The organism is Bradyrhizobium sp. USDA 4506 (genome assembly GCF_054058795.1).
In genome coordinates, this window is record NZ_JBSSBM010000001.1 from 88,584 (window position 1) to 114,816 (window position 26,233).

The 26,233-nt window shown below is 58.4% G+C and carries 32 protein-coding genes and 3 pseudogenes; 23 read left to right on the plus strand and 12 right to left on the minus strand.

What is annotated here, in order from left to right; genetic code table 11:
* Positions 1-2: 2 nt before the first annotated feature.
* The 10 genes and pseudogenes from ACVIHF_RS00380 to ACVIHF_RS00425 all read right to left on the minus strand — a co-directional run bounded on the left by ACVIHF_RS00380 (position 3) and on the right by ACVIHF_RS00425 (position 5,436).
* Positions 3-629, minus strand: a complete 627-nt coding sequence (locus ACVIHF_RS00380) for a hypothetical protein (protein ID WP_253610419.1) — start codon at positions 627-629, stop codon at positions 3-5.
* The gene (locus ACVIHF_RS00385) at positions 629-1,867 is read right to left on the minus strand and encodes a pilus assembly protein N-terminal domain-containing protein (RefSeq protein ID WP_456791432.1); all 1,239 of its coding nucleotides are present in this window, start codon (positions 1,865-1,867) and stop codon (positions 629-631) included. The genes ACVIHF_RS00380 and ACVIHF_RS00385 overlap by 1 nt, the downstream gene beginning before the upstream one ends.
* A 71-nt stretch (positions 1,868-1,938) precedes the next feature.
* Complete coding sequence (locus tag ACVIHF_RS00390; RefSeq protein WP_253610421.1) at positions 1,939-2,553, minus strand: hypothetical protein; 615 nt, start codon at positions 2,551-2,553, stop codon at positions 1,939-1,941.
* A complete protein-coding gene (locus ACVIHF_RS00395) occupies positions 2,550-2,897 on the minus strand; it encodes a hypothetical protein (protein ID WP_253610422.1) in 348 nt (115 codons plus the stop codon). Before ACVIHF_RS00395 ends, ACVIHF_RS00390 begins: the two co-directional genes overlap by 4 nt.
* Positions 2,898-2,973: 76 nt before the next feature.
* Positions 2,974-3,405, minus strand: a complete 432-nt coding sequence (locus ACVIHF_RS00400) for a GNAT family N-acetyltransferase (protein ID WP_253610423.1) — start codon at positions 3,403-3,405, stop codon at positions 2,974-2,976.
* Positions 3,406-3,473: 68 nt separating this feature from the next.
* Entirely contained in the window at positions 3,474-3,761 is a 288-nt protein-coding gene (locus ACVIHF_RS00405) for a hypothetical protein (RefSeq protein WP_253610424.1), read from the minus strand.
* Between the two features lie 67 nt (positions 3,762-3,828).
* A complete protein-coding gene (locus ACVIHF_RS00410; RefSeq protein WP_253610425.1) occupies positions 3,829-4,071 on the minus strand; it encodes a hypothetical protein in 243 nt (80 codons plus the stop codon).
* An 81-nt stretch (positions 4,072-4,152) separates the two neighbouring features.
* On the minus strand, positions 4,153-4,500 hold the full coding sequence (locus tag ACVIHF_RS00415; protein WP_456791433.1) for a hypothetical protein: 348 nt from the start codon (positions 4,498-4,500) through the stop codon (positions 4,153-4,155).
* Positions 4,501-4,927: 427 nt separating this feature from the next.
* A pseudogene (locus ACVIHF_RS00420) lies at positions 4,928-5,104 on the minus strand (IS110 family transposase); the annotation flags it as partial.
* Positions 5,071-5,436 (minus strand): transposase, encoded by a 366-nt coding sequence (locus ACVIHF_RS00425; protein WP_309145186.1) that lies wholly within the window; start codon positions 5,434-5,436, stop codon positions 5,071-5,073. The pseudogene ACVIHF_RS00420 and the gene ACVIHF_RS00425, both read right to left, overlap by 34 nt.
* Here ACVIHF_RS00425 and ACVIHF_RS00430 point away from each other — a divergent pair.
* Positions 5,410-5,898, plus strand: a pseudogene (locus ACVIHF_RS00430) (transposase); the annotation flags it as partial. The gene ACVIHF_RS00425 and the pseudogene ACVIHF_RS00430 overlap by 27 nt on opposite strands.
* Positions 5,899-5,926: 28 nt before the next feature.
* Here ACVIHF_RS00430 and ACVIHF_RS00435 read toward each other — a convergent pair.
* A pseudogene (locus tag ACVIHF_RS00435) lies at positions 5,927-6,828 on the minus strand (IS256 family transposase); the annotation flags it as partial.
* Positions 6,829-7,173: 345 nt separating this feature from the next.
* On the opposite strand from ACVIHF_RS00435, the gene ACVIHF_RS00440 reads away from it, so the two are divergent.
* The 7 genes from ACVIHF_RS00440 to ACVIHF_RS00470 all read left to right on the plus strand — a co-directional run bounded on the left by ACVIHF_RS00440 (position 7,174) and on the right by ACVIHF_RS00470 (position 12,905).
* Positions 7,174-7,581 carry a hypothetical protein gene (locus ACVIHF_RS00440; RefSeq protein ID WP_253610427.1) on the plus strand — a complete coding sequence of 136 codons (408 nt, stop codon included), beginning with the start codon at positions 7,174-7,176 and terminating at the stop codon, positions 7,579-7,581.
* 46 nt (positions 7,582-7,627) lie between these two features.
* The gene (locus tag ACVIHF_RS00445) at positions 7,628-8,545 is read left to right on the plus strand and encodes a LysR family transcriptional regulator (protein WP_253610428.1); all 918 of its coding nucleotides are present in this window, start codon (positions 7,628-7,630) and stop codon (positions 8,543-8,545) included.
* A gap of 93 nt (positions 8,546-8,638) precedes the next feature.
* The gene (locus ACVIHF_RS00450; protein ID WP_253610429.1) at positions 8,639-8,905 is read left to right on the plus strand and encodes a hypothetical protein; all 267 of its coding nucleotides are present in this window, start codon (positions 8,639-8,641) and stop codon (positions 8,903-8,905) included.
* A 62-nt stretch (positions 8,906-8,967) separates the two neighbouring features.
* A complete protein-coding gene (locus ACVIHF_RS00455) occupies positions 8,968-9,438 on the plus strand; it encodes an IS66 family transposase (protein ID WP_456791502.1) in 471 nt (156 codons plus the stop codon).
* 511 nt (positions 9,439-9,949) lie between these two features.
* Positions 9,950-11,386 carry an IS701 family transposase gene (locus tag ACVIHF_RS00460; protein WP_253610175.1) on the plus strand — a complete coding sequence of 479 codons (1,437 nt, stop codon included), beginning with the start codon at positions 9,950-9,952 and terminating at the stop codon, positions 11,384-11,386.
* An 83-nt stretch (positions 11,387-11,469) separates the two neighbouring features.
* On the plus strand, positions 11,470-12,561 hold the full coding sequence (locus ACVIHF_RS00465) for an IS5 family transposase (RefSeq protein ID WP_069276043.1): 1,092 nt from the start codon (positions 11,470-11,472) through the stop codon (positions 12,559-12,561).
* Entirely contained in the window at positions 12,561-12,905 is a 345-nt protein-coding gene (locus ACVIHF_RS00470; protein WP_456791434.1) for a hypothetical protein, read from the plus strand. Before ACVIHF_RS00465 ends, ACVIHF_RS00470 begins: the two co-directional genes overlap by 1 nt.
* Positions 12,906-12,954: 49 nt before the next feature.
* Here ACVIHF_RS00470 and ACVIHF_RS00475 read toward each other — a convergent pair whose 3' ends face one another.
* Positions 12,955-14,904 (minus strand): hypothetical protein, encoded by a 1,950-nt coding sequence (locus ACVIHF_RS00475; protein WP_253610430.1) that lies wholly within the window; start codon positions 14,902-14,904, stop codon positions 12,955-12,957.
* A 452-nt stretch (positions 14,905-15,356) separates the two neighbouring features.
* Between ACVIHF_RS00475 and ACVIHF_RS00480 the strand changes: the two genes are divergently transcribed.
* Genes ACVIHF_RS00480 through ACVIHF_RS00550 form a run of 15 tightly spaced genes read left to right on the plus strand, consistent with a single transcriptional unit; the run spans position 15,357 to position 26,108 of the window.
* Positions 15,357-15,665, plus strand: a complete 309-nt coding sequence (locus ACVIHF_RS00480) for a hypothetical protein (protein WP_253610431.1) — start codon at positions 15,357-15,359, stop codon at positions 15,663-15,665.
* On the plus strand, positions 15,662-16,732 hold the full coding sequence (locus tag ACVIHF_RS00485; RefSeq protein ID WP_253610432.1) for an FHA domain-containing protein: 1,071 nt from the start codon (positions 15,662-15,664) through the stop codon (positions 16,730-16,732). The genes ACVIHF_RS00480 and ACVIHF_RS00485 overlap by 4 nt, the downstream gene beginning before the upstream one ends.
* Positions 16,725-17,165, plus strand: a complete 441-nt coding sequence (locus ACVIHF_RS00490; protein ID WP_253610433.1) for a hypothetical protein — start codon at positions 16,725-16,727, stop codon at positions 17,163-17,165. Before ACVIHF_RS00485 ends, ACVIHF_RS00490 begins: the two co-directional genes overlap by 8 nt.
* A 33-nt stretch (positions 17,166-17,198) precedes the next feature.
* Entirely contained in the window at positions 17,199-17,597 is a 399-nt protein-coding gene (locus ACVIHF_RS00495) for a hypothetical protein (protein ID WP_253610434.1), read from the plus strand.
* Positions 17,598-17,621: 24 nt separating this feature from the next.
* Complete coding sequence (gene sctJ, locus ACVIHF_RS00500) at positions 17,622-18,386, plus strand: type III secretion system inner membrane ring lipoprotein SctJ (RefSeq protein WP_253610435.1); 765 nt, start codon at positions 17,622-17,624, stop codon at positions 18,384-18,386.
* Positions 18,383-18,997, plus strand: coding sequence for a hypothetical protein (locus tag ACVIHF_RS00505; RefSeq protein WP_253610436.1), 615 nt, complete (start codon positions 18,383-18,385; stop codon positions 18,995-18,997). Before sctJ ends, ACVIHF_RS00505 begins: the two co-directional genes overlap by 4 nt.
* A gap of 10 nt (positions 18,998-19,007) precedes the next feature.
* Positions 19,008-19,622, plus strand: a complete 615-nt coding sequence (locus tag ACVIHF_RS00510; protein WP_253610437.1) for a hypothetical protein — start codon at positions 19,008-19,010, stop codon at positions 19,620-19,622.
* A complete protein-coding gene (locus ACVIHF_RS00515) occupies positions 19,612-20,940 on the plus strand; it encodes a FliI/YscN family ATPase (RefSeq protein WP_305884508.1) in 1,329 nt (442 codons plus the stop codon). Before ACVIHF_RS00510 ends, ACVIHF_RS00515 begins: the two co-directional genes overlap by 11 nt.
* Positions 20,933-21,415: a type III secretion system stalk subunit SctO gene (sctO, locus tag ACVIHF_RS00520; protein WP_456791435.1), complete on the plus strand. Its 483-nt coding sequence runs from the start codon at positions 20,933-20,935 to the stop codon at positions 21,413-21,415. Before ACVIHF_RS00515 ends, sctO begins: the two co-directional genes overlap by 8 nt.
* Entirely contained in the window at positions 21,412-22,494 is a 1,083-nt protein-coding gene (locus ACVIHF_RS00525; protein ID WP_253610439.1) for a FliM/FliN family flagellar motor switch protein, read from the plus strand. Before sctO ends, ACVIHF_RS00525 begins: the two co-directional genes overlap by 4 nt.
* Complete coding sequence (gene sctR / locus ACVIHF_RS00530; protein WP_253610440.1) at positions 22,487-23,140, plus strand: type III secretion system export apparatus subunit SctR; 654 nt, start codon at positions 22,487-22,489, stop codon at positions 23,138-23,140. The genes ACVIHF_RS00525 and sctR overlap by 8 nt, the downstream gene beginning before the upstream one ends.
* Positions 23,141-23,148: 8 nt before the next feature.
* Positions 23,149-23,412, plus strand: a complete 264-nt coding sequence (locus ACVIHF_RS00535) for an EscS/YscS/HrcS family type III secretion system export apparatus protein (protein WP_305884507.1) — start codon at positions 23,149-23,151, stop codon at positions 23,410-23,412.
* 10 nt (positions 23,413-23,422) lie between these two features.
* Positions 23,423-24,214: an EscT/YscT/HrcT family type III secretion system export apparatus protein gene (locus ACVIHF_RS00540; protein WP_253610441.1), complete on the plus strand. Its 792-nt coding sequence runs from the start codon at positions 23,423-23,425 to the stop codon at positions 24,212-24,214.
* Entirely contained in the window at positions 24,211-25,260 is a 1,050-nt protein-coding gene (locus ACVIHF_RS00545) for an EscU/YscU/HrcU family type III secretion system export apparatus switch protein (RefSeq protein WP_253610442.1), read from the plus strand. Before ACVIHF_RS00540 ends, ACVIHF_RS00545 begins: the two co-directional genes overlap by 4 nt.
* Complete coding sequence (locus ACVIHF_RS00550) at positions 25,257-26,108, plus strand: tetratricopeptide repeat protein (RefSeq protein ID WP_253610443.1); 852 nt, start codon at positions 25,257-25,259, stop codon at positions 26,106-26,108. The genes ACVIHF_RS00545 and ACVIHF_RS00550 overlap by 4 nt, the downstream gene beginning before the upstream one ends.
* The last annotated feature ends 125 nt before the right edge of the window (positions 26,109-26,233 follow it).

Consider the following 26,233-nt stretch of genomic DNA (forward strand, 5'->3'; position numbering starts at 1 on the left):
GATCACGGTGGAGCCGCGGACTTGACAGGCGTGATCGACGGCACAATCGCGGCAGTCCCTCCGGGAGTTCCGCGCAATACCGTCGTTTCCGTCCGGTCGGCTTTTTCGGCCGCCTCAATTGCCTTTTTCACTATCCGGACATAGACGGAGGGGCCGGAAATGAGCAGCACCCGATTGCGGGGATCGAAACGATGCAGAAACCTGGTCTCGTAGAGATCGAGCCGTTGCAATATCTTCAGAATGGCGGCGCCGTCGTTCTGCTTCAGGAAGAAAACTTCCGTTTCGACATTGCTGACCGGCGCGACATGCAGGGTTGTGCCATCGAAGAACCAGACCAGCCTGAACTTCGCCGCCAATTGATCGAGATAGTCACGCCGAGTCAGCACACCTTCCGATTTTTCCGAGATCTTTCCGGTGACGGCGGCATCGACATTGACCCCGATGCCAATGTTGTTTCCGAAAAAGCGGATCGCCGCCGCCAGATCTTGGTTGGTGCTGATGAAGGGGTAGATCGTTGCCGCATTGGGCAGTTCGGCGCCAACGGCAGATCCTGCATGGATCACCCCCCATGCCAGAACGAGGGGGCAGGCAACTTTCGAGGCAAGGGTCACAAGAGGCACCGCGCCCATCAGTAGAGAAACCCCGCAGGACCGATGATGCGGATGGAAGCGGGGTCGCCAGATCCGGACGCCATGACCTTTCTCGACAGGATGAACTCGAGATTGTTCTGTAGCGGGCGCACGATCTGCGCGACAGCCGGCTTGTCGAGGTCGTCGAAACGGGGCGTCACAACGATGATCAGGTCTTTCTGCAAGGATTCGATTTGTTCACTTCCCAAAAGGGTTCGAACGAACTCTGACGTCCCGTTCGATGGCTTCGGAAGCGCAGCCGAGGTTTCCAGACGCGACAACCCGCCAATGACCGTGCTGCGGCCACCCTCCAGTTCGACATTCGTTGTCAGCTTGCGCGAGGCAAGATTGGGAAAGCTGTTCCCGTTGATCTGCCGCGCGGTCGCCTGCATATTGGAAACGATCGAATTAATCTCAAGAGCTACCCTTCCACCCGGCATGATAATAGGAAGGAAGGTCACGTTTATCCCGACAAACTTGAAGTCGATTCCAAAGCTGTTGAGGCTGGCGCTGTTGGCGATGGCAAATGTCGGAATGGCAATTTCTTCGCCAACGGAAAAATCCGCCTTCCTGTTGCTGACGGTGATCAAGGTAGATTCCGCGACAATGGTCGCAACGCCATTCGCCGTCAATAGGTTCAATGTTGCATTCAGACTGGCCGTGCTTCTGGTGAGCGTCTGCGTCGCCCCCGTCCCGGAAATGAGCGCGAGCCAGTCGATCCCATACCGCTCCAGCTTATCCCGCGCCACTTCGAGAAGCTTGACGTCAAGGCGGATCAGCTTGCCTTTGCGAACGACCAGCTCGTCGATCAGCACGCTATCCGGGACGCTGCTCTTGAGGCTCGCGATGACATTCTGGCGTTCCAGTTCGTCATCGACGACGCCCGAGATGAGGATGCTGCCGCGGGCGGAACTTATGGAAATATTCCCGGCCTTGAGGCGCTGTGCTAGCATGCGCCTCAGTTCGGACACCGGATGAATGACGACAACATCGTATTTGAACAGCGTTTTCCCGGACAGGTCCGACGCAATGAGCGTCGTTCCACCGGGAGATTTTCCATAGATGAACAGCGCGTCGCCGGGCGACTTGCTCACATCGGCAATAGCGGGATCGGCAACGAAGACGGATTCCGCATTCTGGACCCCCTCCAGCTTCATGCCTTTCCCGACTTCGACCATCAACCGCCGCGATTGGGCGAAGGCCTCTGTACAGACAAGAACGGTTACAACCAGCAGCATCGCCCGTACAATTCCCGCCCACAAGCGGCCGATCCCCTTCCGTGGCGCATGCGTGGAGCCGTATGCAGTTCTCATGTCGCCGTTCCCTTCACCCTGGCCATCTGCGATCGAAGCAGGGCTTCCGAGCAATGGACGTTGCGCACCCAATCGCTCGAAGACAGGATTTTCGTCAGTTTCAGAAAAGCTCGGTAGCTGATATGCGTGGCAGCTTCGGATGAACGCATTTGACTTGCCGTCAGCATCAGCTGGTCATGCGAGTTCTTGACCGAAAGCAGTCGAGCGCCGCCAGCATGCGCGATGGCGCTCTCGCCACCGAGACGTTCGGCGTTCTGCTTATCGCGCAGGCCGAAAAGAAGGTTCGCCGAGTCCTGATCGACCTCGGTGCGGAACACCGGCTTTGCCGTTTTCCACCTCGGCTGCGAAGAGATGACGGCATCTTTCAGTTCCGGCACCGCCCTCTGGCGAGCGCCTCCCAGAGCGACGGCCAACGCTTCCGACGTATCGCCATCCTGTGCCTCCGCGAGCATCGCTGCATAGGAAGTGGAAGGCTCAGCGCCCTTCTCGCCGGGAGAGCGCTCCTCGATGTACAAGGCTTTCCGCTCGGCCTGATGCGTTGGCCGAAGAGGCTGCTCCTGCGCAACGTAAGTGCCGGGCATCGGCCCGGTGTTACGGAGTTCGTGTGTCATGTCTTCCGCTCTGCCTTGAGATAGGATCGAACGGCCGCACGGCGCTCACTCGCCGGCTTCGACGCATGCAATGCGAGCCGCATTTTGAGGAATGACACGTTCGGCGTGTCCACTTGCGCGGACTGGATCACGTCGATGGCCTCGTCAATCCGGCCGTCGAGATAAAGGGCGTAAGTGTAGATTTCGCGCAGGCGCAAATCGTCCGGAAACATCGACACGCCGACGCGTCCGTAGAGCACGGCTTTCGCGATAAACTGGCCCCGCAAGCTAAAGGAGGACAGCAACAACAGGACGTCTGCGGCGAGGGAATGGTATTGCTCTGATCGATGACGATGTCTGGGCATCTATGCCTGCCCCACGAAGCAGCGTGCGTAGATTATGCTAGATTTGAACAATGCGATGCCCATCTGCGTCACGCTCTCAGGCCGCGGGCGGCAAACGCATGTAATAACCAATATCCGCCCGGGAGAATCCAAGCCGCTCCATTGTCTCGCTCGGCTCCGGCAGAGTCAGGAAGACATATTCGACCTGTTTTGCCCGCGCCCAGCGCATGTAAGCCCGGAACAGGCTGAAGCCCCTCCCGCGGGCCTCCGGACGCGTGTACCAGATCAGTTCATGCGCGACCTGCACCGTGGAATAGGGCGTCACGCCGAGTGCAGCCAGAAAAAAACCCTGATCATCGTCCAAGATGAGCAACAAGACATCGTCGCTCTTCATCGCGGCGGCGAGCGATTCCATAAACATATCGGGCTCATAGGGAAGAGCTGCCCCGGCCCTGTGTTCGGCGCGGAAGGCCGCACATAGCGTTTTCAACACCGGCAGATCAGAAGGTGTTGCGGGTCTTACGGACATGATTTCTGTTCCGTTTGACGGCAAGGGAAACAAACACGCTCTAAACGAAAGCGAATCCGGCCAAGATATCAGCCTATGTTTTGCTGTATCTTCGAGATGAGACTGAATTTGGAAGAGAGCGCCCCCATCAGCCGCTGACTCTTCGCATTGGCGATGGCCCGATCAGCCTGATAAAAAGCCCCTTCTGCACGCTGCTGTGTCAGTTTTCTTCGGATTTCATCATCTATCCGCCCGAATTGCGTCAACTGCGCCGCCCTTTGGGCCACCATCTGCTGGTTCAATTGCTCCACGACGGCAGGAACACCGGCATCAAAGGCTGCTCCGGTGATCCCCGGCTGAAGTATTGGCAGAGTCATGGTAGAATTCCCTTTTTAATTGGAAAAGCCTCGCACCGGATGGGCCGGTGCGAGGCCTATCGCGACCTCAGGCGCCGGAGGAAGAATCCAGCTTCTGCGTCGTATCCTTCAATACCGCCGCTGCGTCGGCCTGCGCTTCATTCGCGCGCTTGGTCTGATCATTCGCGAGGGCGCGCTGGGACTCGTTCTGCTTGGCCGCGAGCTGCTGCTGATGCTCCTGACGCGAATTCTGCATCGACATCGCACTTTGTTCCACCATCTGCTGTTTAAACTGGGCCTGCTGCGCGGCCATAAGAGCTGCTGCCGTCATTGGTAAGTTCCTTTCGATTCTGTGATTGGATGGAGTTTGCGAGAAACTGTCGCGTCTCAGACGTACAATTCTCGTCGCTGCTTACTGGAAGGAGAGATTCGGAGCGTACCCCCTGGAATCACGCTCGGAGCTAGAGATGCGCGCCGTCGCCAGCTCTCCTTTCGCTTCGTTGCCATTAGGCGATTGCAATGGGCCACGTCCGAGCGAAAGCCCATCGGGCGCAGCGTTCCTGCTCGCACTTACGCCAGCCGAGTTGTTGTCCTGGGAAAATTGCTTCATCATGTCCTTAAACTCTTGGTCGCTCTTCCTCTGCCGCTCCTCCATACGGCGCAGGAATTCCTTGTTTTCGGCGGATTGCTGTTCCTGGGTCTTCTGCAGTTGCTGCGTATTCTGCTGGTCGCGTGCAGCCTGCGCCTGCTGGGACAGCATATTAGTTATCATAGAGATAATCACTCTATTCTCCCTTGTTTGCCTTGTGAATGCCGATGGAGACCGTCTCCAAGCCAGCAAGAACGTAAATAAGATTGGACCAATAGTGGCATCATAAATTCCTAACTCGGCGACTAATGACCTTGCCCCCATATGTGGAACGGTCCGCGTGGCAAGAGCTTTTTCAGTCGATTTCACACATTGGAACGGTGCGGTCATATGTCCGGCCGTTGCGCGCGGCACATGGCCGCTGGCCTCGATGAGATCCGCGGAACGAGGAGCTAAATCAAGTTTACGCGCTTGAGCGCATTGGGGGCAGTAGCTTCACTCGTTTCGGGATTTCGTCCCATGGGTTCATCGGCTGTTGTTGCACCTTGCCCTCTGCCGGCCTGCGCCGGTCAGATCGCTTTGGCGGTCACTGCGTCCATCAGACGGCGGCCGCGGTAGTCGACAGCGGGTCGGGACGCCGGTACGTCCCGCCCTTGTTCAGAAACGCCCAAATGATCCGCGCAGTCTTGTTGGCTTGCGCGACCGCGACAACCTTGAAGGGCCGTCTGGCGAATAACGCCTTCAACCACGGTCGCGCCCGAGCGTCGTTTCGGGCAGCCGCCCGGCACAGGATCGCTCCGTCGCGCAAACCGCGATCGCGCCAGCAGATCGAGTTGGCGACGTCGACGGCGCGCTAACCGGAATAAACGCCGGCGCAATCGGCGCCCGCGCCTCCGCCGGGCCATTGCCGCTCTGAAGTTGTCGCTTGGCCAGCCACTTGCGCAGCAGGTTCGCGTTCACGCCGTGTTGCAAAGCCAGCCCCGCGAGCGACCCGCCAGGCCGCAGACAGACTTCGACCAGCTGTTGTTTGCTGGCCGGGCCATAGCGACGCCGGCCATTCCGCAACACACCGAGCGTCTCACGCGGCGGCAGCGCTGCTGGCAGCACAAGACCGTCAACGTGCTCAACAAGGTTCCGAGCTCCGTGCAGGGCGGCATGAAGAAGGCTTTGCAGGACATCTGCATGGCGCCGAGCCGAGCTGCCGCGGAGCTTGCACTCGAAGCCTTCGCCGAGAAATACGGTGCAAAATATGCGCGCGCAGTTGATTGCCTGGCCAAGGATCGCGACGATCTGCTGGCGTTCTATGACTTCCCTGCGGAGCATTGGATCCACTTGCGAACCACCAATCCGATCGAAAGCGTGTTCGCCACTGTGCGGCACCGGACGGTTCGGACCAAAGGATCGCTGTCGCCGCAGACCGCGAAGCTGATGGTGTTCAAGCTCATCGATGCTGCGTCCAACACCTGGCGCCGATAGAAAGGAACAAATCAGTTGCCGAAGATCATCGCCGGTGTCAGATTCGCCGACGGCATCGAGGTCATTCCGACCCAGCAAAGCCACGCCGCCTGATCGGCTCCGTCACCCAAATTCAAGCATAGCTCAGTGCAAGCTCCGCGGCAGCTCGGCTCGGCGCCATGCAGATGCCCTGCAATGCCTTCTTCATGCCGCCCTGCACGGAGCTCGGAACCTTGTTGAGCACGTTGACGGTCTTGTGCTGCCAGCAGCGCTGCCGCCGCGTGCCGGGGAAGACTTCATCCAGCGCCTTCCAGAAGCCGAGTGTGCGCCAGTTCTGGCGCGACCTGCAGTCCGCGCCGACGAATGTCGATCAGAAGCTCGCGCCAGCTCTAGGCGCTCTCACGCACGCCGACCTGGAAGCCGATCAGCTCCTTCTTGCCCTCGGGCGTCGCGCCGATCAAAACCAGCATGCATTCGCTGTGGTCCTCCATCCGGGCCTGCAGGAAGACGCCGTCGGCCCAGACGTAGACATAGCGCCGCGCCGACAGATCGCGGTTCTGCCAGCGCTCGTACTCGCCCTGCCATTGCGCCTTCAGGCCTGAGATCACCGATGGCGACAGGTTCGGCGCATCCTTTGCCGAGCAGCGCCGAGAGCGCTTCCTGGAACTCGCCGGTCGAGATGCCGCGCAAATAGAGGATCGGCAGCAGGGCATCCAGGCTCTTCGTCCGCCGCGCCCACAGCGGCAGGATCGCCGAGGTGAAGCGGATCCGATCAGCTCCGGCCGCACCGCGGTCTCTGACCTTGGGCCGGGCGACCTCGATCGCGCCGATCCCCGTTGCAATCTTACGCGCAGGGCCAAAGCCGTGCCGCACCACCCTAGCACGGCCATCCGGCAGCTTCAGCTCCGCCGTCGTCGCTAGAAATGCCTGCAGCTCAATCTCGACGGCCCGGGCGAGCAGCTCACGGGCTCCGTTCCGCAGAATGTCTGTCAGTGGATCATCAACCGCAGACGGCTGACAAGGGCAGGATGGAGTCTCGTTCATGGCGTATCGCTCTCCTTGAGAGGTTCTGGCAGGCTCGACACCCGCCTCGATACGCCGCCTCTCTCAACCCGTCATCACCCACTTTCCCGCATAGCTCACTGAGTGGGCCGGGCAGGCATACGTTCTCTGAAAAAAGGCGACCGATAACAAAACTTTGCTAACCGATCATCACAGCGCGTCTGCATTGAAGCATAGTAGCGAGGTTGAGTGATGGATGTTAGCTGTTACGTCGCGGGTCTTGGCGTGAGCCTCGTTAGTCGACCCTGACAACATACCCCATCGCTCTCCGCTCCCCTGTCGCCAGACAGGTTCGAAACTCTTCAGAGATTGAAGGAGGCGACAGGGATGCTGAAGATCGCTTGCACTGCCAACCATCGTCTTGCAGATTGGTATGAGAAGAGCGGGATCGCGCGTTTCACCGAGAGAATGGAACGTCGCGCCAAAGGTTATATCGAAATGTCTCGCATCCATCGCAACGAGCTGTTCGGAACGTTCTGCGCTATGGACACGATCAGGATCGTCAGCAGCAGTGGTGGGCCGTTGAACTTACGGCTCAATATGCGCTCTGCCTTTCATGCGAACAATTCTCCAAGCAACGCGGACTCGTACCTAGGCAATTGCGCTACGAATGACCTGCAAATGTGGGCACAGAGAACGTTGGAGGCCAAAAAAGCGTCGCAGGAACGTCTCGAAAGAGGCGGAGGATTTGGCGAAGAACCGGCGTTTCCTTGCTGCAAGGGCGTGCGAACATAGATCGGAGACCGAAAACAAAACCAATCGTCAATAGGTTATTGACACCATGCAAACTCTGAGCCTCAAGAAGATATGCATCTTCATCGCAGCCGCCGAGACGGACAGCTTCACTGAGGCGGCCCGCCAGTCGAACATCTCACAACCGGCCGTGGTAAGCATCGTCGACGAGATCGAGGCGATAAGCGGGGAAGAGCTTTTTGTTCGCCATGGCAAGGTGCGTTGCGCCAAGCTGACCCCGCGCGGCAAGGAAACCTATGATGCGCTGGTGCAAGCCAAGACCTTTTACGATCAGGCGCTCCGCTCTATCAGCAAAGCGAAGAAAACGCGCTGCGAGCACGGCGTCCTGATCCAAGCGCCCTATGCCTCGGCCGTCTCCCCCGATTGGCTGTGGCGTCTGATATCCGGCTACACGGAGGGTGGCGTCTCCATTCGTGTGACCGATTGGCACCAGATCCTGGCGACGATCGAGAAGCACGACAGGTGCGTGGCGCTCATCGATGGTGAGGTCTGCCCTAGGAATCGCGAGTATTTGCCGCTTGGCAGTTATGAAATGGTGTTAGTGACCTCGAATCCGAGCGTTTTGGGCAGCGCTGACAACAACGTAATCTCGTGGACGGATGTTCCCAAGTATACGTTCATCTACTCAGGCATCAATCCCACCACAAAGGACCGCATCTATCAGACTTTGAAAATCGCGACTGACGCCAGTAAGGATCACTTCATCGAAGTGAATAGCCGCAGCATCCTCCAACAATTTTTGATTCAATTCAAAGGGACAGCCATCATTCCGACGATTGTTTCCAATTCTCTGCAGATGTGCGACCACCAGTTGCGGAGTCTGCAATTCTCGCACTCTCGGATTTACGTGCCGCTTGGGCTGGTCATGCCATTTGGCCACTGCGCCCGCCTCAAGATGAAGCACTCGGACTTGCAGCAGGCCTTTGATCGGATGTACGTGCCCTGAGGATGTGCTGGCTTAGAATCGGCTGAACGCAACTGTCAGCCCGTCGCGTCCTGCTCCTTCAGTGCCCCTTCACACCCAGTCTTAGAAGCAACGATGATCGACAATGATCTCGGCAAATTCCCGGTCCATATGACCTTTGTCGGAGATGTGTTTACTTTCTCTCATGCTGAGGTCGCGCGCGTTGCATGTCGTTTTCGAAACAATTCGGACCTGCTAGAGGCCCTGAGCCAAGTGAAGAATGCGATTTCGGTGTCCGAGCTTCCTGACGAGGACAGAATGACGCTGATAAACCTGCTCGATGAGGAGCGACAGATCATCTCGTTCTCGATGATCGCCCGCAACAGCGTCATTGCCGTCTGATGTGGCTCTCCGCCTGTGATCCGTGGGGATAGCTCGCCCGCTCTTTAGCCGTCCTCGCGCGCATCGCCGCGCTCTATGCGATCGAGAAGGAGATCCGTGGCTCCGACGCCGCGATCCGACAAAAGGCGCGCGACGAACGATCACGGCCGCTCGTCGTCGAACTGAAGAAGTTCCTGCGCGAGCAAGCCGCCCGCCTGTCGCCGGGCAGCGAGATGGGCAAGGCGATCGCCTATCTGCTGAACCATTGGGATGGCCTCACTTTGTTTCTCGACGATGGCCGCGTTGAGATGGACACTAACCCCGTCGAAAATCAAATCAGGCCGCTGACTCTGACTCGCAAAAACAGTTTATTTGCAGGTCACGACGAAGGTGGCCGTTCATGGGCCCGCATAGCTTCGCTCATCGCCACCTGCAAGATCAACGGCGTGGGGCCCTACGCCTGGATGAAAGCGGCCCTCGAAGCGATCGCAACCGATCACGCGCAGTCGCGGATCGACGAACTCTTGCTCTGGTCGTTCGCCCGCACCTCCTAATTCTCCGCAGCTGCCGCCACAGTCGCGACTTCGACGATTTGCAACGCGTTAATCAACGGATTTGCAGTCCGTTGCGCCAACGCGTTGCAATCCGTCCCTCCAAATCTTTGCGAATGGAACGTAAACGTCGCTTACCATAGGACGCGCGACCAGCGTCTTCTTGAGACAATTGGCGCGGGCGGGGGCTGTGCGTGCTTTGGAAGGTGCTCGAAACGAATACGTGTACCTGATGGGAGCGGTGTGAATCGCGACGTTCACGCACCCTTCTGCGAGTGGCCGGCAGGTGAAATTCCTCCGGTCTATTCACCTCTGGGTCCAGTCGAACATGGCGCCGCTTCACGCTTCACGGCTGCGGCGCGAGGGGCAAAACGTTGCGCGGCTTTGCCCCGCACCGTGCAGACCGTTGATCACCTTAGCGGACTTCTAGTCTGACTGAGTCACAAAACCGCAGGCTCTAGCCGGCCAGAATCAGCGATGGTTGCAGCATGGACCATTAGCCGATGAGGCCGACATGAGCGGGCGTGGCACCAGGACGAGCGAGAAGCGATTTGCGGCGTATTTGGAAGGGCTTGCCAGTGTCATCGGTCATGCTGATCGGAAGGCGCCGCTGCGCGACTATTGCGTCGGCCTGATGGCCTGCGGCGGTCGCAAGAGCGTGGAGCCGATGGCGGCGGTGACGGCTCCGGAGCGGACGGCGGCCCAGCATCAATCGCTGCTGCATTTCGTCGGCAGCGGCGCCTGGTCGGATGAGAAGGTGCTGAGCAAGGTACGCGAGATGGTCCTGCCGGCGATTGAACGCCAGGGCCCCATCGAAGGCTGGATCATCGACGATACCGGATTTCCCAAGCAGGGGCGACATTCGGTTGGAGTTGCGCGGCAATATTGCGGGCAGCTCGGCAAGCAGGATAATTGCCAGGTGGCGGTGTCGCTGTCGATTGCCAACCACCACGCCAGCCTGCCTGTCGCCTACTGCCTTTATCTTCCGAAGGAATGGACTGAGGATTGCGATCGGCGGCGTAAAGTGGGCATTCCCGCCGAAGTCGGCTTCCGGACCAAGCCGGAGATCGCGCTGGAGCAGTTGCGGTGGGCCTGTGCGAGCAACCTTCCACGTGGTGTCGTGCTGATGGACGCGGGCTATGGCAACAACAGCGACCTGCGCACGGAGATCACGGCGCTGGGATTGACCTATGTGGCGGGTCTTCTGTCGAGCACAACGGTATGGGCGCCCGGCACCGGTCCCTTGCCGCCGAAGCCATGGTCGGGCCGCGGCCGTCCACCGAAACTGATGCGCCGCAACCGTCAGCATCAGCCAGCCGCCGTGAAGGCGCTCGCGATCGGCCTGCCGGCCCAAGCTTGGCGCACCATCACGTGGCGGCAAGGAACGAACGAAGAGCTGACCTCGCGCTTTGCCCGCGTGCGGGTTCGTGCCGCGCATCGTGATTATTGGCAAACCACCCGGCGATTGGAGGAATGGTTGCTGATCGAATGGCCGAAAGGCGAGGACGAGCCTACCAAATACTGGCTCTCGACAATGCCGGAGGATGTGGCATTCCGGACGCTCGTTGAGACGGCTAAATTGCGCTGGCGCATCGAACGCGACTATCAGGACCTCAAGCAGGAGGTCGGGCTCGGCCACTTCCAGGGACGCGGCTGGCGCGGCTTTCATCATCACGCAACGATGTGCATTGTGGCCTACGGATTCCTGATCTCCGAGCGGGAGACGATTCCCCCCTCAGGCGCGCGGCGCGCCCAGCCGATCCCGCTCGCTCGCCTTCCCGCAGATTATAGACCCCGCGGATCTGCCGCTGCGGACCCAACGTCACATTCCAAACTCGATCGCGACGATGCGACGGCGGCTCGAGCATGGGCTCGTCCGAACGCTGTCGAGATGTCCTTGTTGTGCGATCAAGTTCGACCACTACACAGATCGTCGTTTGTGACGCAGTAAGACTAGCAGGCTGTTGAAAAAAGGCGGTCGCCGCCGACCGAGGATCATGATTCATTGGCTCCGACGAGATTCGGAGATGGTGCGTGCGCGGCGGCGACAATCGAACGGGCGAGCTGTTCAGCTACGTCGACCTGGAAGCAAGGGTGCGGCGTGATCATCCGCTGCGAGGGATCCGGACGATCGTGAACGAGGCGCTGGCGGCGCTGGAGCACGAGTTCGCCGCCCTTTATTCGCCGATTGGACGGCCGTCGATCCCGCCGGAGAAGCTGCTGCGGGCGATGCTGTTGCAGGCGTTTTATTCGATCCGCTCGGAGCGACTTCTGATGGAGCGGTTGGAATATGATTTGCTGTTCCGCTGGTTCGTCGGAATCGGCGTCGACGATGCAGCCTGGGACCATTCGGTATTCTCGAAGAACCGCGACCGGCTTCTGGAAGGCGACATCGCGGCGAAGTTCCTTGCGGCGGTGCTGGCGCAGCCCAGGGTGAAGAAGCTTCTGTCGAGCGATCACTTCTCGGTCGACGGCACGCTGATCGAGGCCTGGGCCTCGATGAAGAGCGTCAAACCGAAGGATAGCTCCGGCGAGCCGCCGGCCCAAGGCGGCGGGCGCAATGCTGAAGCGAACTTCCATGGCCAGAAGCGCTCCAACGACACCCATGCTTCGACCACCGATCCGGAGGCCAGGCTCTACCGCAAGGGGAAAGGCAAGGAGACGAAGCTGTGCTTCATCGGGCATGGGCTGATGGAGAACCGCCACGGCTTGCTGGTCGACGCCTGCCTGACGCAGGCCGGTGGGCATGCCGAACGGGTGGCCGCGCTGCACATGATCGAGCCTCGTGCCGATCGACCGACAGCGATCACGCTTGGTGCCGACAAAGCCTACGATGCAGAAGACTTCGTCAACGAGCTGCGCTCGATGAACGTGACGCCGCATGTTGCGCAGAATACCGGCGGCCGTAGCTCTGCGATCGACGGGCGTACGACCCGGCACGGCGGTTATGCTGTCAGCCAGCGCATCCGCAAGCGGATTGAGGAGGCATTCGGCTGGATCAAGACGGTCGCCGGGCAAGAGAAGACCAGATTCCGTGGCCGTGATCGGGTCGGATGGGCCTTTACCTTCGCTGCAGCCGCCTACAATCTGGTGCGGCTGCCCAAGTTGATCGCGGAGACCGGTTGATGGCCAAGGTGCCCGGCTTTGCCAAGGCCTTTGCCGGCCGCTGGCGCATCGTCGAAATGGACAACTGGGACAGCGACTTCCTCGATCTTGTCGGAGAGGCGCATCTCACCTTCCGTGGCAAGTCCGATGGCGAAATAGCGTTTGGGGCTCTCAAGGGCTTCCTGGATGCTCGCTACGGCACCCGCGACGGATCGGCCTGCGCCGAGTTCTCATGGGAGGGGCACGACGAGAATGATCCGTCCTGTGGTCGCGGATGGGCCATGATCGGCACTGCGGGCAGGCTCGTTGGCCACTTCTACATCCACAATGGCGACGATTCAGCCTTCGTTTGCGAATGCGGCTGAGTTCTTCAACGGCCTGCTAGGTTTGGCATCAGCGACATGTGAATGGGCTTTATTGAGCGACGATAACCTCCCTTAGCTCGAATTCTGATGATGTGTCATGTCCTTGGGATTGTATTGATCTCGGATTCGAGATGGGCTGCGTTATCACGACTTCTTCCAATGATGGACCATCGATCATGTCTTGGACTGCCGCGTCAAATGCACGCCATTTGAGTTCAATACCCGGTTCATCAGCCTTCAGACTGGCTGCACTTTTGACTTGCGGCAAATATCCGTTCAAATGATTGATCGCCTCGCGCAGGGCTTGTTGCCCCGGCTGCGATGATCCGGTCGAATGCGTTGGCACGTCGGAATCGGACAATTCCTGTTCGAGTGCAGGATTGCGCAGCGCATTCATCAACGTTGCGGCGCATTTCAGGGTCTCGGCCGTCTCCTTTGCAAAGACTTCGTCTGCAGGTAACAATTTCGATGTTGCGGCCTGAGCAACTGCGCCAATGGCTTCCTTCAGTGTGCCCTGACCCGCACTTACCATAAGTGTCGACACGTTCCATAGAGCCGCGCCGCCGACTGATCCTGGTGATGCCGTCCCGATCGTTATGCCCGCCTTGACATATTGTGTGGCAATTCTTCCCACAACACGCAATGCCGCCTTCAGAGCCTGTTTTCGACCGTCTCCCCATCCATCGATCGGCAAAGCGGTGCGCAGCGCGTCCACACCGACGTTGACGCCACACGTCGTTGCGCCAAAAAACAATGCCTTGCCGATTTCCTCCATGACTGCCTTTGCGCCGTTAGCCCCATACGTCGCGGCAAGTGTCACGCCGGATATGCCTACCGAAACTGCACTGCCTATGCCTTGCGACTTCGCGGAATGGCGTGTCGTGGTGACGACGCGCTTGCCTCGACCGGGAACAGTACTCAAGTCGGCGTTGACGGCATCGTTCAATTGTTGGGCGCGGATCTTGCTTTCAGTGAACGAATCGGCCGTCGCATTCGAAATACCACGCGCAAAGCCAACTCCCGCTTCAAGGCCAAATATTACGCCAACCGATGCCTCGCTTTCATCGATGTACGTACTGGGCGGCTTAACATACCCGTCAATGATTTCGTTGATGTTCGCCTCGGACAGTACGTTGGGCGTCTGATGCACTACTGTGCTCGTGACGGTCTCTACCGAACTCTTTTGAAGGTCCGCAGCGACTTTCTCGGCCACATCGTCAAGCTGATTGGTCGAAAGCGTTCCAAGGCTTAGGATGTCGCGCGGTGGGAGAGTCGAAACGGCATGTTCGATCTGCTGTAGCTGTTGCTGAGAGACCGATGCTAAGTCAACATCGCCATGAGCTGTGGTAGCCGCGCGCTCTAGCACTGAAGCGGGCAAGAGCCCGGGATCTCGCCGCAATAACGCCGAAACCGCCGCCACCGTCGCATATTGCAAACCGACACCACCTGCAACTATGATCACGGATTGCATGGTCCCGCGCACGAGGGCGGGCCCTAGCGACTTTCCAAACAGCAATGACCTCGTATCCGGGGTTCGATGTGTTTGTTGATAAGCGCGGAGCTTCAAGAATTCTTCGTAACATGTTTCAAGCTTTGTCAGCTGCGCCTGTAGTGCGTCGAATGCGTTTGTCGCCTCTTTCGCATGCGGACTTCCATGCGGAAGAGCGCTTTTGAGTATTGCAATGCTCTCGGCCAGACGCGGGTTTGATCTTTGGTGCAAATCGTTGAGGGCGGTATGCAACAGCGACATTTTTACGTCTTCCGTTTTTGTCAACCGCTGCGATCGTTGCACAATATTCCACCATCGAAGTTTGACAGGTGAATCGAGGTCTGCTCCCACGTCAATAGCGACCGGAGTAAACTGAGAACGAGCGTTTCTATCTGCGCTTTGCACTGCAGATTCGCGAGATGCAGCCCTTGCCGCGTGACAACCTTCGGCAAATACGTCGGCCGCCGCAATTATTGATCCTGGTTGCAGCGGCGATTCGGGTTGACGCACGCCAGGATCGCTCGATCGTCGGTGATGCGAAATCTGATGTTCGATTTCATCAGCCCGTTGTCTGTTTGTTGATATCGCCTCAACCGATGGCAGCGAATTCGTTCTAGGTAGCATTTCCGCCTGCTCCCGCTGTATTTGTTTGGCATCTTGTTGAATTACAGTTGCGAGTGGGTGGCCGTGCAGAGAGGGCTCGAATGCTATTGAGCTTCGAGCACTTCGGCATGCAAGTGTGGGGCTGGCTCACTTTCGCTGCAGATCGTTGATGAATGGCATCATCTGCGAGAGTTGGCTTATGGGCGAATAGAAAACGCTGATTGTCTCCCGCCCTGCTCCCGATCAGCGTCGGGCATGGTGAGACCTTATAAGCACTGGCTGGCGCGACGGCATCATCACCAACTCTGAATTCCTCATAAGTCCCCGACGGCCTGATTTGCTGGGAAAGGAGTGCAGTCATGGCGCCTGCCGGAATCGATTCCAAACCTCTTTCGCAATGTGGCCAACGGTTCGACGACATCCTGTTCCGCGGTGCCTGCGGCGGCGCTGATGCCGTTGCAACCTACCTGAGGACGCGACGGCAGATGCTGGTGCGCGACATGTCGCGCGTTGCGGCCTATGGCGGCGACCCATCCGACCATATGCGCGCGGTCGCCGTCTTCGATTGTGCGATTGAGACCGTGAAACACCTGCTCGCCCTCGGCGAGGTCGATGGCGAGACGACCGTAGCCGCTGCCGCCACTTCATCCGGGGAGGCCGTCTCTTGATCGTCGCCAAGGTGACTAGCCCGCGCATCAAGGATCGCTTTTTCAAGCTGGTGCCGGGCATTTGCCGCATCGGCGCGGACCTTGGCTGCACAGTTGTTCTGCTCGACGAAGTCTTTCAACCGGTCCACATGGTCCTGCATGCGACCGAAGATACGGTCGACGTCGAAATTAACGATGGTGCGACAGCTGAGCTTCACACTGGTCTCACTGGCACTGTATCGACGCTGCGGGGCGGTGATCGTCGGGCCTGGCATGCCGGTGACATTCTCCAGATCGAGAACGTCCGGATCGAGCTCGAGGGGATCAGGCCGGATTATTCGGCTTCGGGCTGTCCGGCCGGAACGAATCAGATCAAGCCCACTGCGCGCCGCTTGACGCCTGTCGCCGGCGCATTGGTCGCCGCTATCATCATTGTCTGCCTCTTGCAGTTTGAGGGGTGGGCCGTACCGGTGCCGTCTCAGGTCAGGACGGAAGCGTGGGCGAATATGCCCCTGCCTGTGCTGGATGCCCCGGCCATCACCCGGAAGCTCGGAGCGTTGGGGCTTACGCCTTCCAGCCTTACCCAACGGGATGGACGCTGGACCGCAATTCTGCGGGTTGGGGACGAAGACGCCCTGCAGCTTCTCAACAGCAAGCTGGAACGTCTCGATTTTCCGTTCGAACCCGAAGTGTACGTCGACGCACAACTGCGGAGGGCCGCGGAGATGGCCCTCGCCAATCTAGCCGCAGGCATGCGCGTTCTTTCGGTGAAAGACGGCGTGATAGAACTTTCACCTCTGCGCGATGTCCGGAAATCGGCGGAGACCATCCAGAACAGCCTGCTCAGGGATGTGCCGGGGCTTCTTCGAGTCGCGTTCGACAAAAGCACCGAAAACGACCTGACACAGGCGCGCGCCGCACTTGCCGCAATCTGGACGGGCGAATATCCCTACGTTGTGCTCTCCGATAGTTCGATTGTCCGGCCCGGTGACACCCTGCGGCCGGGCATCACGCTTGTCAGCGTGCACAACGAATACGTTGTCGTAGAAATCAATTACAAAAACGAAAAAATGAAATTCCATGACTAAAAATTGCATAGAATACACCAAGGAAGATATCTTTCTCCTCGGCAACATCGCATCAACAGCGGTGAACAAAGGCATTGGGGAGCATGTAACGTTAATCATCAGCCTTATTCAGGACGCGCGTCCTCAGAATGCTGGCTCGTTTCTGCTGGAAGCCATGTACAAATACTCAATTGGAAAGACGCGGGAGGCCATCCACCTCCTCGAAACGGGCAAGGTTTTTGAAGCCGCCATCAATCGCGATGAGGCCGTCGCCTTTCACCTGTTCCTTCTCCAGCAGGATGGCCAGATCGAGCGCGCCGCCGATCTCGGCCAGATCTACATGGATGAAGGCCTGGTGGGTTCCGATTCCGCCCGGGAGATGATCCGCATCGTAACAACGGAATGCAATGCCGTGCTTGGTCGTCTGATCGATGGCCAAGACGATGTGCATTGAATTCGAACAACCGAAGTGAAGGAGCCCTCCAAAATGATCAGCACTACGACCGTCTCCGTCGGACAGGCGCGCAACCTCCAGTCGCTGCAAAGCTTTGCCGATATCGGCCAGCGTCTGGCCAATGCCGTCCGCCAGCAAGAGGACGACATCGCCAAGACGTTCCAGGCGGTACTTGATCAATCCAGTCCTCTCCTGAACATCCCGACGCCGATCCAGGAACAGTTCAAGCAATGGGACAAATATCTGCGGACACCGGAGGAGCGGGAAGCGGCGCTGGCCATAAAAAAGAAGATAGTCAATATGTATAGCGAAAACAGCGCCTACATACGGCAAAAGACGCAGCACGGTATCGACAAAATTCAACTAGAACTAGCCGTGAAAGCCATCAGCAAAACGATCAACAGCGCGCAGCAACTTCTATCATCGCAGTAATGCTAAGTATCACGGAGCGTGTCTGTGAGAAAACTAAGCCAATCGAGCCGGCGCCGCGGGCGTTTCCCGGCGATAGCAGTAACAGCTGTCGCGGTGATGCTTGGCGGCTGCAAGGTTGAGTTGAGCCGGGGACTCAAGGAAAAGGAAGCCAACGAGATGTTGAGCCAATTACTGGCGCATAACCTCTCGGCCTCCAAGAAAACGGAAAAGGACAACACCATCACCCTCCTCATTGAGGAGGCCCAGTTCGCCGAGGCTGTCCAGACACTGAAGCGGCTGGGTCTACCGCGGCGCCGGTTTACCAGCCTTGGAGAGGTCTTTGCACCCGAAGGATTGGTTTCCAGCCCGGTGCAGGAATGGGCGCGGCTGAATTACGCCCTGACGCAGGAGCTCTCCAACACAATCTCGAGCATCCCCGGAGTCGTATCGGCGGAGGTTCATGTTGCCAATCCGCGCAAGACTGCGCCCTTCGAGAGAGCGCCGCCGCCCAGCGCCTCAGTTCTCGTTCTGGTTGCCAAGGATGCGATCACGGCGGAGTTGATCCCCCAGGTCAAGCAGCTTGTCGCCTTCAGCGTCGAGAACATCGATTACGACCGTGTCGCCGTGATCGTTTCGCCCGTCGATCTGCCAAAGCCGCAACCGGCCGCAATGGTCAACCTTGCGGGCATCATACTGCAGAAGGCAAGCTATTCGCGGGCTGTCCTGATGTTGGCCGGCACTGGCCTCCTGGCGACCCTGCTCGGGGCGGCCGGAGCGTTCCTGTTCAAGGCCCGCGGAGGCACGCCGTGATCATCTCATGCGATTTTGACGCGGCCCCCTCCTCGCATATCGCTGTGAGTCAAGTGCAGAACCTGCTGAATATCCGCAGCCGGAGGATTGCCGCGCAGATCCTGTCGAACGACTTTCTCAGGGCGGTGCTGCATGACAGGCTATATCCACAACTCGAACCGCTACCGCAGGATACGCCGCCGGCATCCGCAGCGCTGTTCAACCTAATCGTGACGGGTCCCGATGCCCTGCTGGAGGATTTGTCGCGCAAGATGGCGCTGCTGATCAATCATCAGGCCGTCTTCGGCACTACCGATGGCGCCATTCTGGAGCAGATCATCGATTGGTGCGGCCGGAAGGATCTGATCGACATTGTCCGCCGGCAGGACGGATTGCCAGTCTTCCAAGGTTTCGGGGTCTTCACTAGCGTTACACTGGAGGCGCTCGATCTCTATGCGCAAAAAGTTCGTCAGTATCTTTTCGGCATCCTGCCCTGCGCCTACGCCCAGCGCTTCCGGTTGCGCTTTGCGGCCGAGGACCTGCCGCCGATCGCGACCTTCGCCCCCGATGATCCGGACAGCACGACATTTCTGGAATACGCCCTGAGCGCCCATTCCCTGTTAGAGCGGTAAAGGCCGGCTCATGCACAAGATCAATATCGATCCGGGCATCGCCCTTCCGCCAAATGGCATCGTAAAGGCAGCTCTGATGACGCGCTTTCTTGCGGCTGAGCGCATCGAGCGCATCGCACGGGAGCGGGCAGAAGAGGAAATGCGGCGCATGCGCGCGACGATAGAGGCGGAGCGTGCCGCCGCGCGCCGCGCCGGCTACGCCGCCGGTCTCGACGCTTTCGCTTTAGCCATCCGGAAAGTCGACCAGGTCGGCAAGCAGGTCTCCGATCGCGTCGAGGCGCTGCTGCGCGAATGCCTGGAGCACATCCTCGGCTCGATGCCGCGAGAAGAACTCCTGGCCGCGACGCTGGCCAGCGTCCTCGGCAATCTGCGTCAAGGTATCGATGTGTTGATCATGGTCCACCCCGGCGCGATGCCCGCGCTGGAGCAGACGCTCGCCCTGCATCGCGAGAACCGGAACGCAGCAATCTTTATCCGTACGGAGGCTAATCCGCGCATGCCGCCGGAGGAATGCCTCATCTACGCCGGATCGGATGTGATCGATGCCAGCATCCCCGTAATGATCGAGGAGATGCTCGGCGCTCTCACCCTGTTGGCAGGATCGGAAGTGCCTCATGCAGCATGAAGTGCATCGGTCCTTTAGCGAAGACGCGCTCGCGCGCGAGCCGAGGATGGCTTCGCCCTTTCGCCGGCGGGGGCGCGTGCTCAAAACGGTCGGCCCGCTGATCAGCGCCGCTGGAAACTTCGGCATCGGGGAGGTCTGCGCGATTTCGCGTATGAACCAAGAGTCCGTGCTGGCCGAGGTGGTCGGCTTTGAGGCGGGCTCCGCGCTCCTGACGCCCTATGGGCGCACTATCGGCATCTCGCACAATTCCACCATACAATCGGTGATGTCGGAGTATGAGGTGCCCGTCGGGGACAGCCTGGTCGGCCGGGTGCTGGATGCCCTGGGACAGCCGATCGATGGCCGCGCTCCCCTCGGCCCTACCGAGCGCACTCCCGGCAACCGAATGCCGCCCAATCCGATGTCCCGCCCTCTGATCGATCGACATTTTGCGCTCGGCGTGCGCGCGCTGGATGGCGCACTGACCTGCGGCGAGGGTCAGCGCATGGGAATTTTTGCAGCGGCGGGCGGCGGCAAATCGACTTTGATCTCGATCCTGGTCCGCAACGCGCAATACGATCGCTGCGTGATGGCGCTCATCGGCGAGCGTGGCCGCGAGGTGCGCGAATTCATCGACAGGCAGCTGGGACCGGACGGCATGGCGCGATCTGTCATAGTCGCGGCAACCTCCGACCGGCCGGCCATCGAACAGGTCAAAGCCGCCTATACCGCCACGGCCATCGCCGAATATCATCGCGACCGCGGCGAAAAGGTCTTGCTGATCATGGACAGCCTGACCCGCTTCGCCCGTGCCCAGCGCCAGATTGGTCTTTCCGCGGGTGAACCACCGACCCGGCGCGGCTTTCCGCCCTCTGTTTTCGAACAATTACCGATTCTTGTCGAACGCGCGGGGAAAACCGAACACGGCTCGATCACCGCGTTCTACACCGTTCTGGTCGAGGGGGACGACATGAATGAACCTGTGGCGGACGAGGTGCGTTCGCTGCTAGACGGGCATATCATCCTCTCTCGCAAGCTCGGCAGTTCCGGCCACTATCCGGCCATCGATGTTGGCGCCAGCGCAAGCCGCATCCTGACCAACATCGTCACATCTGATCATCGCGAAGCCATTCGCGTCCTTCGGACGCTGCTTGCCAAATACAACGAAATCGAACTGCTGATCCGCATCGGCGAATATACCACCGGTTCTGATCCGGAGGCAGATGAGGCGATCCGCCGCAAACCGGTACTGGATGCCTTCCTGCGGCAGGCACCCTGCGAGTTTTCGAGCTTCGAGGACACGATCGCGGCGCTCAAGCGGGCGGTGGGTCATGGTTGATTTCGGCCAGATCGTCCGGATACGCAGCCGCCGGCTCGACCACGCACGGCGCAATCTCGCACGATCCAGACGGCTTTTCGCCGAAGCGGGGCGGCGCTTTATGGAGGCCCAGGACGCTGCCGATACTTTTCTTAAAAAGACGCGGACGCTCGAAATAGATCTTCTGACTGAGCTCCTCAACAAACCGGTGACGACCAACGATCTCCGGGCTATCGAGGAACGACTGCGGAAAACACAGGACGACGCGCAGAACCTCGCCAATGTGGTGGCCGCGGCGCGGCACGCGCTGACAGAATCCGGCGATGCGCTGGAGATGGCCTCTACGGAAAAGAAGGCGACCGAATCTCGCCTCAACAAGAGCCGCGAGATGCACGATCTGCTCCGCCAGATCGTGTGCGCCGAAGAGATTGCGGCGGAGGATGCCGAGCTCGACGAATTCTGTGAACTGATCGCATCGGAAGGGCGTGGACCATGACGCCGAATGTGGCGCATCTTCCCGTTCTCTCGCCGGAGATCGCCCAGGCCATCAACGCCGTCGCCGGCCCGCGTCACTCGCTGAGTTTGCCCATGACGGGTGAGGACGGCACCGACCAGGATGCAATCGGGATCACCTTTGGCGCTCCGCCATCGCTGGCCGGGAAAACACCGCGGATCGACGTCATGGTTTCCTCGCGGCTCGGCTCCTTCGTGCTCTCCGTCGAACCGGACCTCTGCGATGTCTTGTGCGATCACGCCCTTCCCGAATGGCGTGACGAGGCTCCCGGCGTCCTCGATATGACGTGGCGTGCCGTGTTGGTTGTGACACAACTGGCCGAGAAGGCCGGGATGGATCACCTCATCGCGAGCCTCGATGCTGCCTTCCGTCATGTTGACGAACGACTCTGCGATGTCACGGCCACGCTGGGAGGAATGGTCCGTATCGACACTGCGCATTTCCCGTTTGATCTCGCCATTCTTTCGGTTTCGCCTGCTGGAGCAGCGTTTTTTGCCTCCCTGCCCCCTGCACCGCCGCCGGCGACCATCGATCCGGGGTTTTGCTGCATGCTTTATCTGCATGTGCGAACCCTCATCGTCGAGGATTACAGGCAACTGGGCCGTGAGGATGTTCTCCTGATCGAAGCGGCCTCTGTCGAGGCGCTACCTTTGGTCGGGCGCATCCCGGGCATCGTGCGGTTTTCGGCAAACCTGAGCCCCAACGGGTTGATGCATATCGTGCAGGAAGATCGTCTCGAACCGGATACTTTCGACATGACCGACATCACAGAAACCAAATCCGAAACTCTTTTCGAAGCCGATGCTACTTTCCTTTCAGACGCCGTATCCGATCTCCCCGTGCGGATCGATGTGCTGCTGAAACGCCGGCGTCTAAGCCTCGCGGACCTTCGCAGCCTTGCGCCCGGCGTAACGCTTGATCTGGAGATCGACCTGAAAGCTCCCGTGACGATCCTAGCCAACGGTGCGGCCATTGGCTCGGGACATCTACTGCAACTTGGCAATCATATAGGCGTCCAAATCACACGCTGGCCAATGCAAAAGGTCTCCGGCGGTGACTGAGGCCGTCCCGTCTTTCCTGCCTGCCATCATCGCCACCATGGCGCTGAGCCTTCTGCCTTTCCTTGTTGTCATGGGAACGGCGTTCACAAAGATTACAATCGTGCTTACGCTTGTGCGGAATGCGATCGGCGTTCAGCAGGCCCCATCTGGCATGCTGATCAACGCCATTGCTCTCACGTTGACAGCCTTCATCCTGATGCCGCTCGGCGATGACATTCTTCGTCAGATCGCCGCCCAGAACATCACGAGTGGCAGTTGGGATAATATCGCCAAAATCTACGACATCATCTCCAGCACGTTCTCAAAATACCTTTTGCGCTTCTCGAATGAGCGAGAACTGACCTTCTTTATGGAGGCCGCCAAGAAACTCTGGCCGGCCCCTCTGCATGGGCAGATCACGCGCGACAATATCTTCATTCTCCTGTCATCCCATGTGACGTCTGAGCTGACGCGGGCGTTCGAGATCGCCTTCGTCCTGTTCCTGCCGTTCGTGGTGGTAGACCTGGTGGTGTCTAACATCCTCCTCGCCATGGGTGCGATGATGGTGCCGCCTATGCTGATTTCGCTGCCGCTCAAAATTCTTCTGTTCGTCGCCGCCGACGGGTGGGCCGTGCTGCTGCACAACCTCATCCTCAGCTACACGTAGGATAGGTAATGTATACCGAAGAAATCATCGTCATGGCTAAGAGCACGGTCGTTATTGTGTTCTATCTGTCCATGCCGACCATCGCAGCCGCAACTGTTGTCGGCCTTATCGTCGCACTGGTGCAAACTCTTATCCAGTTGCAGGAGCAGACACTTGGCTTTGCGGCGAAGCTGGCCGCAGTCGTCGCCGTCTTCGTGTTGTGGGGCCCCTGGATGGCCACCCAGTTGCTGATGTTCCTCAAGCAAGCACTCAGCCGCGTCAGCGGACTCTAGGGGGACGGCGATGCCCACCGGCTTGCAAGATATCGAAAAACTTCAAACCGTCCTCATGGCCTTCCTGATCTTAATGGGCCGCTTTTCCGGCTTCTTCGCCATTTCACCCTTCTTTTCGCGGCGTGCGATGCCGCGCGCCGTGCGACTGGGCATCATCGCGGTTCCCTCCATAATGTGCACGCCTGCCTTGGTTGAGGCCTTGCAAGCGACAAGCGGCCTTTCCGTACAATACGCGGCGCTCGTGTCCAAGGAGCTGATGCTCGGCTTCTTTCTCGGTGTGCTCACGTGGCTGCCTGTTCGCGGCCTCGAACTCGCCGGAACCCTTTTCGACACTCAGATCGGCAGCACACAAGGGCAGGATCTCGACGTTATTTTCAGCGCGCAGACAACATCGACAGCCATTCTATTGTCGCAGATTTTTTCAGGATATTTCTTCTCTTCTGCCGGGTTTATCATCGTTATGTCAATGCTGTTCGACAGTATCAGCATTTGGCCGCCGACAGACATGCTGCCCCAGCTCTCAGCCAATGCCTTGCCACTCTTCCTCCGGTTTTCCGGCATGCTGTTCTTCACGGCGGTTGCCCTCACCTTGCCGATTTCGGGGTTCCTGCTTCTGGCCGATATCGCCATCGCTTTCCTGACCCGCACAGCGCAGAGCCTAAACGCGCTGACCTTCGCCCCCCCGGTAAAATCCTTCATCGTACTGACTATGCTCGGAGTTTATCTCGAAATTGCCTATCCCAAGATCATGGAGGCGCTCGCGACTAGCATCACACTCATGTCGAAGGTGTTGGCGCCATGAGCGGAGAAAAGACTGAGGAACCGACACAGAAGAAACTTGAGGACCAGCGCAAGGAGGGGCAGCTTCCACAGCGCAAAAACGTCATAGAGGCCATAGTCGTGACGGCATCTCTCTTGATGCTTATAGCGCTGTCGCGGCCCTTCGGCAGTTTGTCGATCCGTTTGACCGAAACGGCCATCGATACGGTTTTACAAGGGCTGGAGCAAAACCTGCCGGCGCTTATGAAAATCAACTATGAGCTCGCCGCACTCGTGGCAGCCTATCTCGGATTCATCTTAATAGTAACACTAACTTCGGGATTGCTGCTCAACAGGTTTAATTTTTCCCTCAAGCCCCTCAGCCCTAAGTTCGATCGACTGAATCCCGTGAATACCTTAAAAGGCCTGTTCTCCATGAATACGATTTATAATTTCGTCAGGATTCTGATTATATTTTTCTCTATTTCATATGTAGTCTACTACACGATAACATCGAGCCTGCGGGATATTATAGTCTCTAGCTATTGTGGGATTCATTGCACAGCACCGATCATGGAAACGAAGATCGTCAACACGATAGTCATCATCCTGGTTGTCTTTATTATCTTGGCGGCTTTCGATTTCAAGGCGCAGACGAAGATGTTTATTTCGAAGAGCAAAATGTCAAAAGAGGATATTAAAAACGAGTACAAGAACCAAGAAGGCGATCCGCAGATAAAATCGGCTAGAAAATCAATTGCAATGAATAATACCAACCAACCCGGGCCGAGAGATGTGACCCACGTTGTCTTTGGAGATGATCATCTTGTCGCTATCATCTATCGTGAACAGGCAAGACAACGTCCCTATGTTGTGATGAAGGCAAGAGGCGGCAGCGTGTCCCGGCTTGAGGCGAAGTTACGCGCCTTCCGCATCCCGACATTCAACTTGCCAGGGGTCGCCCAAGAATTTCACGCCATGGCGGGGGTTGGGCAGTATTTGCCGCCGCGTTCGGCCATCGGCATGGAGAAAATACTACGCGTTGCTGCAAGCGATCGCTCCGAAACGGGGAAGCACAGAGTACAGTGACAATATCCCGAACAGCCAAAACAAATACGATCAATGCCGAGGCAGTTGGCAAACGCCGCGCGACCACTGGTTTCTTGCTGGGAGCCGCACTCAAAATAGCGTCTGTCGCCAGCATAGCCGGTCTTGCGAACTGTGCCAGCCCCGAGAGCAGTAGCACCAGCATCACGTCTGTGGTCGCCGCGGGCGAGCAACTCGTGAGTAACGCGGAATATGACAAGGGCTATGGCGTGCTGGACGCAGTAGCCGATAGCGATCCCTCATCCATGACAGCTGCCCTCTCCCTCGCCGACGCTTATTATCGGCAGGGCGCGTACATGAAGGCGGAGAGCTTTTACACGAGGGCCATCCAACTGAAAGCGGAAGTCGGGGGCAAGCTGGGCCTCGCCCGCATCGAGCTGGCCCGATCGAATCCAGGCACCGCTCGCGCATATCTTCAGGAGGTGCTCGCGCTCGAGCCCAATAATCTCGACGTCCTGAACGGTCTCGCGGTGGCGTATGATCTAATGGGGCAGCACGACCTTGCCCAGGAGGGGTATCAGAATGTCCTCGCCCTCGACCCCGCCAACCAAAAGGCACACAATAATCTTGCGCTCTCTCAGGCATTGAGCGGCAACGCACACGCCGCATTGCCGCGGATAGCAGAGCTGTTGCGATCCAACCTGAATAACAGAACAATCCGCCAGAATTTGGCGTTGGTTGAGTATCTCTCAAATAACCGTGACGCCGCAATGCGCGTTGCCATGACAGATCTGACAGAAACAGACGCACGAGTAAATTTCCGCAGCCTTGCTCTCAGTTTTCGAGAATCCCCTCTGAGCAAATCTACAAGAATAACTTACAGCAAATAACATCATTTTGTAACTCACCGAACTTTCATCCAGCGGCGGTTAGACGTAAGCATCCGAGCGAGCTTACGATTACCGTATCCGTCCGACGGCAACCGGGGGCGGCAGGCTTGTGTATTTTGGCGAAC

Bases quoted from the DNA above. Each gene is read 5' to 3' on its own strand.
- ACVIHF_RS00380 (WP_253610419.1), bottom strand. From the start codon at position 629: ATGGGCGCGGTGCCTCTTGTGACCCTTGCCTCGAAAGTTGCCTGCCCC.
- ACVIHF_RS00385 (WP_456791432.1), bottom strand. From the start codon at position 1,867: ATGCTGCTGGTTGTAACCGTTCTTGTCTGTACAGAGGCCTTCGCCCAA.
- ACVIHF_RS00390 (WP_253610421.1), bottom strand. From the start codon at position 2,553: ATGACACACGAACTCCGTAACACCGGGCCGATGCCCGGCACTTACGTT.
- ACVIHF_RS00395 (WP_253610422.1), bottom strand. From the start codon at position 2,897: ATGCCCAGACATCGTCATCGATCAGAGCAATACCATTCCCTCGCCGCA.
- ACVIHF_RS00400 (WP_253610423.1), bottom strand. From the start codon at position 3,405: ATGTCCGTAAGACCCGCAACACCTTCTGATCTGCCGGTGTTGAAAACG.
- ACVIHF_RS00405 (WP_253610424.1), bottom strand. From the start codon at position 3,761: ATGACTCTGCCAATACTTCAGCCGGGGATCACCGGAGCAGCCTTTGAT.
- ACVIHF_RS00410 (WP_253610425.1), bottom strand. From the start codon at position 4,071: ATGACGGCAGCAGCTCTTATGGCCGCGCAGCAGGCCCAGTTTAAACAG.
- ACVIHF_RS00415 (WP_456791433.1), bottom strand. From the start codon at position 4,500: ATGCTGTCCCAGCAGGCGCAGGCTGCACGCGACCAGCAGAATACGCAG.
- ACVIHF_RS00440 (WP_253610427.1), top strand. From the start codon at position 7,174: ATGCTGAAGATCGCTTGCACTGCCAACCATCGTCTTGCAGATTGGTAT.
- ACVIHF_RS00445 (WP_253610428.1), top strand. From the start codon at position 7,628: ATGCAAACTCTGAGCCTCAAGAAGATATGCATCTTCATCGCAGCCGCC.
- ACVIHF_RS00450 (WP_253610429.1), top strand. From the start codon at position 8,639: ATGATCGACAATGATCTCGGCAAATTCCCGGTCCATATGACCTTTGTC.
- ACVIHF_RS00460 (WP_253610175.1), top strand. From the start codon at position 9,950: ATGAGCGGGCGTGGCACCAGGACGAGCGAGAAGCGATTTGCGGCGTAT.
- ACVIHF_RS00470 (WP_456791434.1), top strand. From the start codon at position 12,561: ATGGCCAAGGTGCCCGGCTTTGCCAAGGCCTTTGCCGGCCGCTGGCGC.
- ACVIHF_RS00480 (WP_253610431.1), top strand. From the start codon at position 15,357: ATGGCGCCTGCCGGAATCGATTCCAAACCTCTTTCGCAATGTGGCCAA.
- ACVIHF_RS00490 (WP_253610433.1), top strand. From the start codon at position 16,725: ATGACTAAAAATTGCATAGAATACACCAAGGAAGATATCTTTCTCCTC.
- ACVIHF_RS00495 (WP_253610434.1), top strand. From the start codon at position 17,199: ATGATCAGCACTACGACCGTCTCCGTCGGACAGGCGCGCAACCTCCAG.
- ACVIHF_RS00510 (WP_253610437.1), top strand. From the start codon at position 19,008: ATGCACAAGATCAATATCGATCCGGGCATCGCCCTTCCGCCAAATGGC.
- ACVIHF_RS00515 (WP_305884508.1), top strand. From the start codon at position 19,612: ATGCAGCATGAAGTGCATCGGTCCTTTAGCGAAGACGCGCTCGCGCGC.
- sctO (WP_456791435.1), top strand. From the start codon at position 20,933: ATGGTTGATTTCGGCCAGATCGTCCGGATACGCAGCCGCCGGCTCGAC.
- ACVIHF_RS00525 (WP_253610439.1), top strand. From the start codon at position 21,412: ATGACGCCGAATGTGGCGCATCTTCCCGTTCTCTCGCCGGAGATCGCC.
- ACVIHF_RS00535 (WP_305884507.1), top strand. From the start codon at position 23,149: ATGTATACCGAAGAAATCATCGTCATGGCTAAGAGCACGGTCGTTATT.
- ACVIHF_RS00540 (WP_253610441.1), top strand. From the start codon at position 23,423: ATGCCCACCGGCTTGCAAGATATCGAAAAACTTCAAACCGTCCTCATG.
- ACVIHF_RS00545 (WP_253610442.1), top strand. From the start codon at position 24,211: ATGAGCGGAGAAAAGACTGAGGAACCGACACAGAAGAAACTTGAGGAC.